This is a genomic window from Haliea sp. (assembly GCF_040221975.1).
Taxonomy (GTDB): domain Bacteria; phylum Pseudomonadota; class Gammaproteobacteria; order Pseudomonadales; family Halieaceae; genus Haliea.
In genome coordinates, this window is the sequence record NZ_JAVJWR010000029.1 from 179,358 (window position 1) to 191,939 (window position 12,582).

11 protein-coding genes are annotated in these 12,582 nt (G+C 60.3%); 5 read left to right on the plus strand and 6 right to left on the minus strand.

Features of this window, described 5'->3' with window-relative positions; genetic code table 11:
* Positions 1-25: 25 nt before the first annotated feature.
* From RLO07_RS12740 to RLO07_RS12765, 6 genes are all read right to left on the minus strand, one after another.
* Positions 26-586 carry a carboxymuconolactone decarboxylase family protein gene (locus RLO07_RS12740; RefSeq protein WP_462292507.1) on the minus strand — a complete coding sequence of 187 codons (561 nt, stop codon included), beginning with the start codon at positions 584-586 and terminating at the stop codon, positions 26-28.
* A gap of 9 nt (positions 587-595) precedes the next feature.
* Positions 596-2,299: a phytoene desaturase family protein gene (locus tag RLO07_RS12745; RefSeq protein WP_462292508.1), complete on the minus strand. Its 1,704-nt coding sequence runs from the start codon at positions 2,297-2,299 to the stop codon at positions 596-598.
* The gene (locus RLO07_RS12750) at positions 2,193-3,725 is read right to left on the minus strand and encodes a flavin-containing monooxygenase (RefSeq protein ID WP_462292509.1); all 1,533 of its coding nucleotides are present in this window, start codon (positions 3,723-3,725) and stop codon (positions 2,193-2,195) included. The genes RLO07_RS12745 and RLO07_RS12750 overlap by 107 nt, the downstream gene beginning before the upstream one ends.
* A 117-nt stretch (positions 3,726-3,842) precedes the next feature.
* On the minus strand, positions 3,843-6,179 hold the full coding sequence (locus tag RLO07_RS12755) for a TonB-dependent receptor (protein WP_462292510.1): 2,337 nt from the start codon (positions 6,177-6,179) through the stop codon (positions 3,843-3,845).
* Between the two features lie 295 nt (positions 6,180-6,474).
* The gene (locus RLO07_RS12760) at positions 6,475-7,758 is read right to left on the minus strand and encodes an HlyC/CorC family transporter (RefSeq protein WP_462292511.1); all 1,284 of its coding nucleotides are present in this window, start codon (positions 7,756-7,758) and stop codon (positions 6,475-6,477) included.
* 92 nt (positions 7,759-7,850) lie between these two features.
* Positions 7,851-8,654 carry a cytochrome C assembly family protein gene (locus RLO07_RS12765; RefSeq protein ID WP_462292512.1) on the minus strand — a complete coding sequence of 268 codons (804 nt, stop codon included), beginning with the start codon at positions 8,652-8,654 and terminating at the stop codon, positions 7,851-7,853.
* A gap of 98 nt (positions 8,655-8,752) precedes the next feature.
* Between RLO07_RS12765 and ffh the strand changes: the two genes are divergently transcribed.
* The 5 genes from ffh (at position 8,753) to rplS (ending at position 12,289) form a co-directional block, all read left to right on the plus strand.
* The gene (ffh, locus tag RLO07_RS12770; protein WP_462292513.1) at positions 8,753-10,132 is read left to right on the plus strand and encodes a signal recognition particle protein; all 1,380 of its coding nucleotides are present in this window, start codon (positions 8,753-8,755) and stop codon (positions 10,130-10,132) included.
* A gap of 196 nt (positions 10,133-10,328) precedes the next feature.
* Positions 10,329-10,577, plus strand: a complete 249-nt coding sequence (gene rpsP / locus RLO07_RS12775; RefSeq protein WP_304705461.1) for a 30S ribosomal protein S16 — start codon at positions 10,329-10,331, stop codon at positions 10,575-10,577.
* Between the two features lie 15 nt (positions 10,578-10,592).
* Positions 10,593-11,135 (plus strand): ribosome maturation factor RimM, encoded by a 543-nt coding sequence (gene rimM, locus RLO07_RS12780; RefSeq protein ID WP_462292514.1) that lies wholly within the window; start codon positions 10,593-10,595, stop codon positions 11,133-11,135.
* A gap of 5 nt (positions 11,136-11,140) precedes the next feature.
* Complete coding sequence (trmD, locus tag RLO07_RS12785) at positions 11,141-11,884, plus strand: tRNA (guanosine(37)-N1)-methyltransferase TrmD (RefSeq protein ID WP_462292515.1); 744 nt, start codon at positions 11,141-11,143, stop codon at positions 11,882-11,884.
* A gap of 45 nt (positions 11,885-11,929) precedes the next feature.
* Positions 11,930-12,289 (plus strand): 50S ribosomal protein L19, encoded by a 360-nt coding sequence (rplS, locus tag RLO07_RS12790; RefSeq protein WP_462292516.1) that lies wholly within the window; start codon positions 11,930-11,932, stop codon positions 12,287-12,289.
* Positions 12,290-12,582: the final 293 nt, after the last annotated feature.

Below are 12,582 nucleotides of genomic sequence, written 5' to 3' on the forward strand. Positions count from 1 at the left end.
AGTCAAATGCCAGCCACCTGAGTATTCAGTCAGTTGCCGGCCCAAAATTCGCGTAATCGTAGTCTGTCTTCAGTGCCAGATTGAGACGGTTGTAAGAAGCAAAATCGCTGACCAGATGCACCAACTGCAGTACGCCCTTGTCGGTCAGACCGGTCCCTTTCAAGGCATCAATATCACTCTGGTCGATGGCGCGCGGCTCATCATTGACCTTTAGCGCGAAGTCCAGCACTACCTTGAGTTCCGCTTCCTCAACCGCAGATATGCCTTCAGCCGCGAGCTCTTGCACGTAGGCGTCCGATGCTTTGAGGCCGTGGCCGAGTATTGTGCAGAAGGCCCCGGTACAGTAAGCGCAGCCGTTGGCGCGCGAGACCAGAATACCGACGTGTTGAATGGTCTCCTGCGATAACTCACCGGACTCCCACAGGACTTTGGTAGCTCCGAGCTTGGCCTTCATGAATTCCGGGAAATTCAATTCCAGCAGGAAATGGTTGGGTACTTTCCCTTCCATTTCCGTCACCCATTCAAATATCCCGAGGATTTCGGGATCCGAAATCGAGCTCTGTTCATGCAGTTTCAAAAGTGCCATACAAACTCCTCAGGACAACAATCCTCGGGCAACCATATAACCCGAATTTCCCGCCAGACCTGGACCGGGATGGGTAGAAGCACCGATGTGATACAGGTTCCGCACCGGCGTCTCGTGATTCTTCAGTGCCTTCAGGGGACGCCAGAGGAAAAACTGTTGCATGCCGCAGTGCCCGGAGTAGGGATCCCCGCCGACCAGATTGACATTGATGCTTTCGAGGTCTTTCGGGGACAGAACAACCCTGTGGCGTATGCTGCCCACAAGCTCCGGGATATGTTCGCTGATACGCGCCACGATTCTGTCTGCATAACGCTCCGCGATCTCCTGTGTCCATTGCCCGTCCCCCGGCGCCTCAATCTGGCCGGCGGCATCTCCCCGGATGGTCGAGGGGAGCTCCTGCAACTGTATCCAGAGAATGGCCTTGCCTTCGGGAGCACGCGAGGGATCGAGAACCGTAGGTTGCGCCACCACGATGGTCGGCTCAGCCGGTAGCAGGCCGCATTCGGCCTGGCTCACGGCCAGAGACACCGCATCCAGTCCGCCACTCAAATGTACCATGGCCACATCGTCGAGTTCCGAATCACGCCATTGCGGGAGACGATCAAGCGCCAGATGAATCTGCATGCAGGCATTGCCGAAGCGGAAATGCTCCGCCTGTTTCCGCACTGGTTCCGGTACCCAGTCAGGCTCCAGCAATGAAAGATACAGCTGCTGCGGCGTGACGTTACATATAACCGCCTTCCTGGCTTCTATCCTGACGCTCTCGCGACTCTCCATGGCACTGCGCGGTCCTTGCAGGCAGTCGACACCCTGCGCCCGGGATCGCTCGACCGCAACCCGCTGAACCTCACAGTTGACATGCAATTCACCGCCGTGTTCTTCGATCAGGCCCTGGAATGCCTTCACCAGGTTATCGCTGCCGCCCTTGACCACCGGCATGCCTGCAGATTCGAGGCTGAACGCGATCACCCGGCTCATGGCGCCGGAGAAATTCGCCTCGGGGCCAAGTCCCGTATGCAGTATCCAGGGCGCCAGCAATGCCCTGGCCAGATCGGATCTGAAGTGCTGGCCCAGCCAGTCTCTGCTGGAAGCCATCGCCTCACCGGCGAACAGGCTGAGCCCGGCCGATCCCCGGGCGCGCCACTCGCGCCAGAGCAATCGCAGCGTTGCAAGACTCAAGATTTCATTGCCCAGCAAACTGAAGGTAAGTTCAGCATCCCGTTCCATGTCGGCCATGGTTTCCGCATATCGGTCGCCGTCGCCATCGCACAGAGAGTTGAAGGTGGAGATGTTTTTTTCGCGCGACGTGCTCAGGACCAGCGACTCGCCGCGAGAGGTGGCCACCGCGGTGGGTTTGTCGGTGTTGAGGTAGACAAGGCCATGACGCTCCAGGTCGGCAGCCAGGACTGCATAGCCGGGCGAGGTTACGAACAGGGGATGCCAGCCCGACAGGACATCGTGGCGAAATCCTTTCTCGGTGATCTCTGCTGTCTTGATGCACCCGCCAAGGTAGTCATTGCGTTCGAGCACGCAAACGGAATGACCGGCTTTTGCGAGAAGCGCAGCACAGCAGAGGGAGTTTATACCGCTGCCGACAACGATATAGTCATACGCGTTTTTCATGGCCGAACTCGACGGTAGGGGTATTCTGCCGGGCGTACTTTCGCTGAAGCGCTGGCAGGAGGTGTGCATAGTCACCGGGATCCAGCGCACTGAGCCACTGTTTTATGCGCGTTGATACAGCCAGGTTCATATTCATATCGTCGAGGAGTTCGTCGATATGGTGGATCGAGAATGGAATGATATTCGTGCCTTTCGAATGTTTGCCGTCGGTCCTCGCTTCCATCCAGGCGAGCTTGCGGTCGGCATAGTCGTTCTGTACTTCCAGCGAGGGCAGTTCGATGCCGCCCTCCAGATAGTCCGCCAGCCACAATGCAGCGATTTCGCAGTTCAGCTGACTGAAGAAGGACGAGTTGTAACCATTGAATGCCAATCTTGGAACACCGATGGGGAGAATGGAACGATAGAGTCGGAAATTGCCCTTTTCGTCGGTAACTTTCTGCATGACGGCCTTATCCAGAAACGGGCACACCTGGCGCCAGCCGGTGCCACAGATCACCATGTCAGCAGGCAGCGTCTCGCCGCTGTCGAGGATGGCCTTGCCCGGTTCCAGCCGGCTGATTTCCACGTTTTTCCTGATACCGATCTCTCCTGACTCTATCTTTTCGTAGAAGCCATCGGTGACCAGGCTGACGGTTGAGCGCGCGATACTTTCCAGGGGTTTATTCGGATGCAGGTCGAGGCGCCGGAGGTGCAGTTGCCGCTCGATAACCCATTCCATGGACCCCAGCATGGCGCGCCGCAAGGGGTTCCCGATACCGTGCAGGAAGCGCTCGAATCCTCGCAGGCGAATATAGCGGAAAAGTGCCTCGCTCAAGCGCGTGAGGAAGAGGTGCTTGAAGTTGAGCACGTTGGCCAGGCGCTTTGGCAGCTTCCATATCAGGGTGCGCGCGACGACAGTTGTACTTGCCGTCGAATCCGCGATCGCGTTGGCAACGTCACAGGAGGACTTGCCGTAGCCCACGACCAGAACATGTTTACTCCTGGCCGCCGCTCTATCGTTGAATTGACTGGTGTGCAGAATCTGTCCACCCTGCGCCTCGAAATCTTTTGTTCCGGGGTAATCTGGAATCATCGGAACGGAGAAGATGCCATTGGCGATGATCAGGTAATCGAAATATGCGGTTGTCGACTGTTCGCCTCCTGCGGGTTTCGTTGACCGCACCGTGACTGCCCAGCGCATGTCCTGTTCTTCAAACCTCGCATCAGTAACTTCGGTGTTCAGGTGAATACGCTCGAGAAACCCGAAATGTACGGCGTAGGCATGCATGTAAGCCTGCACCTGTTCTCCGCTGGGCCATTCGGGATAATCCGATGGCATCGGAAAGTCCGACAACGCGTAGGTCGTACGCGGATTCTGCGTGGTGAGACCCGGGTAGCGTCGGGACGCCGACCAGACACCACCGACCTCGGCCTCCTTCTCGTAGACCGTGACATCGTATCCCATGGCGTCGAAGACTCTGGCGGCACTCAGCCCGCCGAATCCCGCGCCCACGATACCTATGGTTTTAATCGACATCTTGTTCTTCTCCGCAAGTCGATGATTTCAAGTTGCGACAACCGGGCCCGTTCAGGGTACGTCTGCTCGCGCAAGCAGAATTCACGGTCATTTGGCGCGCTGCACAGGCGTTATTGCTCAGAACTGAAACTTGTACGTCAGATACCATTGCGTCGGACGGGCGATCACAACCTCTCGCGATTGGAAGGCATCGCCGGCAACCCCTGTGACCAGGTAATCCTTGTCGGTCAGGTTGGTTGCGCCGAGTGTCAGGCGGTGTGTGTCGGCGGGACTCAGCCAACTGATACTGGCGTCGACCACGGTATAGCTGTCTTGCGCGATCACAGCTGTGTTGAAGGTATCGTTGAAGGTCTGTGACTGATAAGCGGCGTTGGCGCGGGTGATAATGGCCGCGCCACTCTCCAGGACAAACTCTTTGGAGGCGGCCAGATTGAGAGTCCACTCCGGTACCCGTTCGAAATCATTGCTTTTGGGGAACAGCGCGGTGGCCTCATCCAGCTCATCATAGGAGGCGTCGATATAACCCACCCCGGCGTCGAACACCCAGCCTCCACCGGGCACCAGCTTGGCCTCAAGCTCAAAGCCATCGATACTCGCGCTGCCGGCGTTTTCGGTAACCGGAGCGACACTGGTAAATACCTGGATCTGCAGGTCGTCATAATCAGTATGAAATACCGCGCCGTTCACGGTGAAGCGGTTGTCGGCGGACGCGTACTTGAAACCGAGTTCGTAGACTTCGACAAACTCAGGGTCAAACGTTGGAATAAGATCGATATCCGGTGTCCCGGCAGGCGCTGTGAAACCGGCGACGATGGGAGGGAATACCCGCTGGGTAAAACCACCCGATTTGAAACCCTCCGAGTAACTTCCGTAGATCATCAGGGCGTCTTTCACCTGATAGGCGAGAGTCACCATCGGTGTCGTCTCCTCGATCTCTATTTCCTTCTCCACGAAGGGAAGGACGCGTTCGCCTGGCTGCATGAAAGGCGCATCGAGTTGAGGGTCTCCGGTACCAGAGAATGGGTTGCTGAAGATTATCTGGTCGGGCAGGAACTTCTTGTTTTCCTCGGTATAGCGCAGGCCAAGGGTGAGACTCCACTTTTGCGCAAAGTCGTAGGTAAGCTGACCGTAAACGGCCCGGGCTTCATTGTCGAAGGCACCACCACTGCGAAAGCTCGAGATGGCGAAATCGAGCAGATTGATGTTGTCGCCCTCTTCCTTGAAATAGTAGGCACCCAGAATCCAGCTCAGCGCATTCGCTTCACCCAGTAGCTGGAACTCCTGGCTGAACTGCTCCTGTTGCAGATCGTCGAAGAACTGGGATATCAGCAGCGGAGAGTGATCGCCGTCGCGGGAAAACTGGCTGTCCAGGTCACGAAATGCCGTGATGGAACGCAACTCAAGACCTTCACTGACAGCCCAGCCTATGTTCGCGCTCGCCCCCCACAGATCCAGTTCTGAAAATGCCGGGGCCGTGCCGGCATTAAAGTCATCGCCCTGAATATAACGGTTGTCGTAACAACCCGGGACGGCCAGGTTCAGCTCCATGCCGGGTACCGCGCAGGGCGCGGGCGGACCACCGGCAGCGAGGTTGGCGCCGACATTGTGGATGACGGCCATGGGCGGCGTCTGTGGGTCTATCGGGTTGCCCAGGTTGATGTCCGCCAGGGTAAAGGCGGGTCCGATCTCGCGATCCCGCGTTGCGTCCAGCGCCAGATCCACCGTCAGGTTTGTCGTGGGCAACCAACGCAGAGCAACTCTTCCTGTCAGGGTGTCGTCATCGCCCAGATCAATGCCGTCTTCCCGGGTCACGTAGCCGTCGCGGTTGAAACTTGCCATGCTCAGTGAGGAGAACAGTGTATCGCCTAAAGGGACATCGACATTTGCCGAGAGATCAGCGCGGTTGTCATCTCCCACGGTCACCGATGCGCTGCCGCCGAGTTCGGGGCCCGGCTTGCGGGTGGTCAGGCTGATCGCGCCGCCTATCGTGTTTCGACCGAACAGGGTCCCCTGCGGGCCGCGCAGGACTTCTACCTGTTCGACATCGATCAGGTCCAGAATCGCACCCACGGAGCGGGCGATATACACCCCGTCCACATAGATGCCTACCCCCGGCTCCGTGGTGGGCAGGAATTCTTTCTGGCCCACGCCCCTGATGTAGACGGCCGCGGAATTACTGGAGCCGCTGAAGCTGGGGTTGTTCTGAAACGTCAGGTTGGGCGTGTAACTGGCCAGTTGCCCGATATTGGTAACGCCGCGATATTCGAGCGTGTCTCCCGAGAATGCCGAGATGGCGATGGGCGCGTCCTGCAGGCCCTCTTCGCGTTTGCGCGCGGTGACCACCACCTCTTCCAGTAATGCTGAGGTTCTGTCCTTTTGTGCATAGGCAGGCAAGGCGAGCGGGAAGACAAATAGCGGCAGCGCCGCGAATGCCAGTGTTTTGCAGTGGACCATGATTGCTCCCGGATGAGTTATGTTTTTATCATCGTGTTTTTGTCCTGGATCAATTATTGGCAGGAATAAAGCGACATAACTATTCAGTTACTGCAGGCAATGTGCAGTTGCTGCGGATTTTTCGGTGCGGTGGGTCGTGTCTCTGCTTGCCCGGTGTTCGGGAGAGCGAAATTTCGAGGCGAGAAGTTTTTTTGGTGTCGCTGAGGCAGGATATCTATCGCGCCGCCGTCGGCGGCACCTTGGTCGGCGGCTCGCGGAGATCCAGGTAAAGCTGAACTGTTGCTGCAGGCTGTTGCTACAGCCAGCCCTTCAGCTTGCCCTTGGCCTTGGCCGGGGAGGCCCGCACCGCCTGGATCACGTTGCCCTGCAGCTCGAGAATTTCAAAGCGGTAGCCGGCGATTGCCAGGCCGGCGTTGCCGTCCGGGAACGACTCCAGGTACTCCAGAATCAGCCCACTGAGGGTTTTCGGCCCGTCTGTCGGCAGTTGCCAGTCGAGGGACTTGTTGACCTCCCGCAGGTTGGCGTTGCCGGCGATGATGTAGCTGCCGTCACGCTGGGCAAAAATGGTCTCGTTGTCGTCCCCCATGCGCGAGGTGAACTCGCCCACGATCTCCTCGAGAATATCCTCGAGAGCGACAATCCCCATGACCTCGCCGTACTCGTCCACCACAATCGCCAGCCGCAGCTTGTTCTTCTGGAAATGCACCAGCTGGGTGTGCAGCGGCGTGCTCTCGGGAATGAAGTAGGGTTTGTCCATCTCCCGTTCCAGCGCGTCCCGGTCCAGGCCCTGCTTGTCGATGATGCGGCTGATATTGCGCATGTGCAGGACGCCGACGATATTGTTGATATCGTCGCGCCAGACCGGCAGGCGGGTATGGTTGCTGGCCTGGACGCAGCGCAGGATCTCCTCGTCACTGTCGTCCAGGTCGATGCCGTAGACCTCATTACGCGGCACCATCACGTCATCCACTGAAACTTCCTCGAGATCGAGGATGTTCAGCAGCATGCCGCGATGGCGGGGTGGAATCAGCGCGCCGGCCTCGGTAACGATGGTGCGCAGCTCCTCGGACGAGACGTGCTCCTCCTTGGCCGCGGCGGGGTCCACGCCCAGCAGGCGCAGCAGGCCGTTGGTGACACTGTTGACCAGCCAGACCACCGGGTACATCAGTTTCATCAGCGGCAGCAGGACGATACTGAACGGAAAGGCAACGCGCTCCGGGTGCAGCGCGGCAATGGTCTTGGGGGTGATTTCCGCGAACACCAGGATGACCAGGGTCAGGACAATGGTGGCGATCGCGATCCCGGCGTCCCCCCACAGGCGAATGGCGATCACGGTGGCGATGGCGGAGGCAAGGATGTTGACCGCATTGTTGCCGATCAGGATCAGGCCGATCAGCCGGTCCGGCCTCTCCAGCAGCTTGCTGGCGCGACGGGCGCCCCTGTGGTTCTGCTTGCGGAGATGCTTCAGCCGGTAGCGGTTGAGGGACATCATCCCGGTTTCCGAGCTGGAGAAGAAGCCGGACAGCAGAATGAGGATTACCAGGACTGAGTATAAGAGACCCAGCGGTGCTTCGTTCAAAGCGGGGGCGAACCTATGACATGAATGGACCGGCTATCTTGAAGAAAAAGCAGGGCGGGAGCAAGTGCCGTGGATCATCAATTGCAGGCGGCTCAACCGCGCTGCAGGACCAGCTCCAGGACCAGTTTGGAGCCAAAGAAGGCCAGCATGAGCAGGGCAAAGCCACCCAGGGTAAAGCGTACCGCGGTCTGGCTGCGCCAACCCATGCGGTATCGACCCCAGAGCAGGGTGGAGTAGATCACCCAGGCGATCAGTGTCAGCACGGTCTTGTGCACCAGGTGCTGGGCGAAGATATCGTCCAGGAACAGGAAGCCGGAAACGATGGCCAGGGTCAGCAGCACGACGCCGGCCCAGAGCAGTTCAAACAGCATGGTCTCCATCAGCTGTAGCGGTGGCAGGAAGCTGACGATGCCCACGGCGTGGTGGTGCTTGAGCTGGCGGTCCTGTACCGCCAGCAGTGCCGCCTGAGCCGCTGCCAGGGTCAGTACCGCGTACGCCAGGATAGAGGACGCAATGTGCAGCAGCAGGCCATGACCCAGGCTTTCGGGGGTGGTACCGGAGTGCGGCGCAAAGGCAGAAACCAGGGTCGCGATCGCCGACAGTGGCATCAGGACCACCAGCAGATTCTGCAGCGGGCGCCGCACCAGCCAGGCGAGGCAGGCGACGTTGATCACCAGGAAGATCAGGGCCGCGATTTTGTAGAACCCGAGGTGAACAGCGTGCTCGTCGAAGATGCTGAACCACGCCACCAGGGCGTGGCAGAGGAGGGCCACGGCACCCATGCCGATCACGGCGCCACTGAGCCGCGGTCGCCGCTGCAGGATATGCGTCAGATGCAGGCCCGCGGCAGCGAAGTACAGCAGCGCGGCAACAATGGCTAGCAGGGGCAGCGGCATGGTTTGGGGGTTGGACCCGGGTGGCGTATACTGCGTTCCTTTGTACCGATTTGTCCGGCCGGAATCAATAGCGCCGGCCGCTGCCGAGAGTCATTCCGATGTTTGAGAGTCTTTCCGATCGCCTGTCGCAGAGTCTGCGCTCCATTACCGGCAAGGCGCGCCTCAGCGAAGACAATATCCAGGACACCCTGCGCGAAGTGCGCATGGCGCTGCTGGAGGCGGACGTGGCACTGCCCGTGGTCAAGGATTTCGTCGAGGCGGTAAAACAGCGTGCCCTGGGTCAGGAGGTCATGAAGAGCCTGAGCCCGGGCCAGGCCTTCCTGCGGATTGTGCAGGCGGAGCTGGAAGCGGTGATGGGGTCCTCCAATGAGGGTCTCAATCTCGCGGTGCAGCCGCCGGCTGTCATCCTCATGGCCGGCCTGCAGGGCGCGGGCAAGACCACATCGGTGGCCAAGCTGGCGCGGCTGTTGAAGGAGCGGGACAAGAAGTCGGTCACCGTGGTCAGCGCCGATGTCTACCGGCCCGCTGCCATCAAGCAGCTGGAGACCCTCGCCGCCGAGGTCGGGGCGGATTTCTTCCCCAGCGAGCCTGAGCAGAAGCCGGTGGATATTGTTCGCGCGGCGATGAACCATGCCCGCATCCGCTTCAGCGACGTATTGATCATCGACACTGCCGGCCGCCTGGCGGTCGACGAGGCGATGATGGCCGAGATTGCGGAGCTGCACCGGATCAGCAAGCCGGCGGAAACCCTGTTTGTGGTCGACGCCATGACCGGCCAGGATGCCGCGACGACAGCCAAGGCCTTTGGCGAAGCCCTGCCCCTGACCGGGGTTATCCTGACCAAGGTTGATGCAGACAGTCGCGGGGGCGCCGCCCTGTCGGTGCGCACCATTACCGGCAAGCCGATCAAGTTCCTCGGGGTAGGCGAAAAGACCCAGGCCCTGGATCCGTTCCACCCGGACCGTCTGGCCTCGCGCATCCTGGGCATGGGCGATGTGCTCTCGCTGATCGAGGAGGCGGAGCAGAAGGTCGACAAGGACAAGGCCGAGCGTCTGGCGCGCAAGGTCAAGAAAGGCGGCCGCTTCGACCTCGAGGACTTCCGCGACCAGTTGCAGCAGATGAACAACATGGGTGGCATCACCGGCATGCTGGACAAGCTGCCGGGCATGGGCAACGTGGCGCAGATGGCACAGCAGAATGTGGACATGAAAATGTTCGCGCGCATGGAGGCGATGATCAACTCGATGACGCCCCGGGAGCGCCGCAACCCCGACCTCATTGTCGGCTCGCGCAAGCGCCGTATCACCCAGGGTTCGGGTACCCAGGTGCAGGACCTGAATCGCCTGCTGAAGCAGCACAAGCAGATGCAGAAAATGATGAAAAAGATGAAGGGCGGGGGCATGGAGAAGATGATGCGCGGCCTCGGTGGCATGATGCCCCCCGGCGGTGGCTCTGGCGGCGGCTTCCCGTTTCGGTAAGCCAGTGCCTCAACCACCTGAATTATCAGGTGATTGGGGCGCTGGCAGCGCTGAAAATTTCCGCCCGCGAGGGCTTTTAAAACCCGGTGAAGTTCCGTATGATACGCCACCTTTGCGGCCGTAGTGCCGGGTACTGGCGTGGATATGTCGGAAGTTTGGCCGCAGATCCCGACTCATTTTCAGGAAATAACCGAATATGGTAACAATTCGTCTTTCTCGTGGTGGTGCCAAGAAGCGCCCGTTCTATCACCTGACAGTCACTGACAGCCGCAAGTCGCGTGATGGCCGTTTCATCGAGCGCGTGGGTTTCTTCAATCCCGTCGCCCGCGGCCAGGAAGTGCGTCTGCAAGTTAACGCCGAGCGTGTCGCTTTCTGGCAGGGCCAGGGCGCGCAGCTGTCCGAGCGCGTCGCCAAGCTGGTCAGGGAAGCTGGCACAGCCGCCTGAGCCGGTACGGGTGGCATGAGTGAAGCCGTTGCCAGCGACCGTCTCGTCATCGGCCGGATAACCGGCTGCTACGGGATCAAGGGCTGGGTCAAGATTCACTCCTACACCGAGCCGATGGAGAACTTCCTCGACTACGGTGGCTGGATGGTAGAGCGCCGCGGCGGCCTGGAGGCCATTGAGTTCGACTCTGGCCGGCGACAGGGCAAGGGCCTGGTGGCCCACATCCGCGGCATTGACGACCGCAACCTGGCGGAAACTTTCCAGGGGCTTGAGGTCAGCGTTGAAGGCGATATGCTGCCGGCGCTGGAAGAGGGCGATTATTACTGGCACCAGCTGCAGGGCATGCAGGTCTGGTGCGGCACGGAACAAGGCCAGGTGCTGCTCGGCGAAGTCGACTACCTGCTCGAAACCGGAGCCAACGATGTGCTGGTGATCAAGGCCTGTGAGGGCAGTATCGACCAGCGGGAACGTCTGATTCCCTGGCTCCCCGGCACCACTGTGAGGCAGGTTGACGAGACGGCAGGGCGAATCGAGGTGGATTGGTTCCCGGAGGACTAGGGCACATGCATATAGCGGTAGTGACCCTGTTTCCGGAGATGTTCAGCGCCGTCAGCGAGCACGGGATCACCGGCCGCGCGGTGCAGCAGGGAGTGCTGGGCTTCAGCCTCAGCAACCCCCGCGAGTTTACGCAGGACCGTCATCGCACGGTGGATGATCGCCCCTTCGGTGGCGGCCCCGGCATGGTGATGAAGGTGGCTCCCCTGGAGCGGGCCATTGCGGCCGCCAGGGAGCAGGCCGGGGCGCGCAGCCGCGTCATCTACCTGTCGCCGCAGGGGCAGCGGTTTGATCACCGCAGGGCGGTGAGCCTGGCGCAGGAACCGGCCCTGGTGCTGGTGGCGGGCCGCTACGAGGGCGTGGATGAGCGCCTGATCGAGAGCGAGATCGACGAAGAGCTCTCCCTCGGCGACTACGTCCTCAGCGGCGGCGAGCTGGCGGCGATGGTAGTGATGGATGCGGTTATCCGCCAGTTGCCGGGCGTGTTGGGGCACGAGCTGTCAGCGCAGGAGGACTCCTTCGCCAACGGCTTGCTGGATTGCCCGCACTACACCCGCCCCGAAGAGTACCGGGGCAGGACGGTGCCGGAAGTATTGCTCAGCGGCGATCACGACAAGATCCGCCGCTGGCGCCTGAAGCAGGCGCTGGGCCGCACGCAGGAGCGGCGCCCGGATCTGCTGCGGGACAGGGCGTTGACGCCCGAGGAACAGGAGTTGCTGGCACTGTATCGCCAGGAGCGGGATTTGGCTTAATTTGCTAGCTGTGAAGCTAGGCACGGTAAACGACAGGAGCGCACCATGAGCACCAACAAGATTATCTCTCAGCTAGATGCTGAACAAATGCAAAAGGATCTGCCCGAGTTCAGCCCCGGTGACACCGTGGTCGTTCAGGTCAAGGTCAAGGAAGGCAACCGCGAGCGTCTGCAGGCTTTCGAAGGCGTCTGTATCGCCAAGCGCAGTCGCGGACTCAACTCTGCGTTTACCGTGCGCAAGATCTCCCACGGTGTTGGCGTCGAGCGTACCTTCCAGGCCTACAGCCCGCTGGTCGACAGCGTCACAGTCAAGCGTCGTGGCGACGTGCGCCAGGCCAAGCTGTACTACCTGCGCGAGCTGTCCGGCAGGGCGGCGCGGATCAAGGAGAAGCTGACCGCCCGTTGAGGCGCAGCATGTTCCTCAGAAAGCGGCTTCCGGGCCGCTTTTTTTGTGCCCGGGGTTCATTGATCCCGGTGCCAAGGTCCACGCCCGGAGGTCCAGGCAGGGGGCTGGCTGGACTGTTGACGGCATGGATGCCGTCACCAAGCCCCCAAGGACGGGTTCACGGCGTGTCCAGCCAGCCCCCTGCCTGGACCTCCGGGCGTGGACCTTGGCACCGGGATCAATGAACCCCGGGCACAAAAAAAGCGGCCCGGAAGCCGCTTTCTGAGGAACATGCTGCGCCTCAACGGGCGGTC

Excerpts from the sequence above, each read along its gene's own strand:
- rimM (WP_462292514.1), top strand. The coding sequence starts at position 10,593 with ATGAGTGAAGCCGTTGCCAGCGACCGTCTCGTCATCGGCCGGATAACC.
- rpsP (WP_304705461.1), top strand. The coding sequence starts at position 10,329 with ATGGTAACAATTCGTCTTTCTCGTGGTGGTGCCAAGAAGCGCCCGTTC.
- RLO07_RS12740 (WP_462292507.1), bottom strand. The coding sequence starts at position 586 with ATGGCACTTTTGAAACTGCATGAACAGAGCTCGATTTCGGATCCCGAA.
- trmD (WP_462292515.1), top strand. The coding sequence starts at position 11,141 with ATGCATATAGCGGTAGTGACCCTGTTTCCGGAGATGTTCAGCGCCGTC.
- RLO07_RS12750 (WP_462292509.1), bottom strand. The coding sequence starts at position 3,725 with ATGTCGATTAAAACCATAGGTATCGTGGGCGCGGGATTCGGCGGGCTG.
- ffh (WP_462292513.1), top strand. The coding sequence starts at position 8,753 with ATGTTTGAGAGTCTTTCCGATCGCCTGTCGCAGAGTCTGCGCTCCATT.
- RLO07_RS12755 (WP_462292510.1), bottom strand. The coding sequence starts at position 6,179 with ATGGTCCACTGCAAAACACTGGCATTCGCGGCGCTGCCGCTATTTGTC.
- rplS (WP_462292516.1), top strand. The coding sequence starts at position 11,930 with ATGAGCACCAACAAGATTATCTCTCAGCTAGATGCTGAACAAATGCAA.
- RLO07_RS12765 (WP_462292512.1), bottom strand. The coding sequence starts at position 8,654 with ATGCCGCTGCCCCTGCTAGCCATTGTTGCCGCGCTGCTGTACTTCGCT.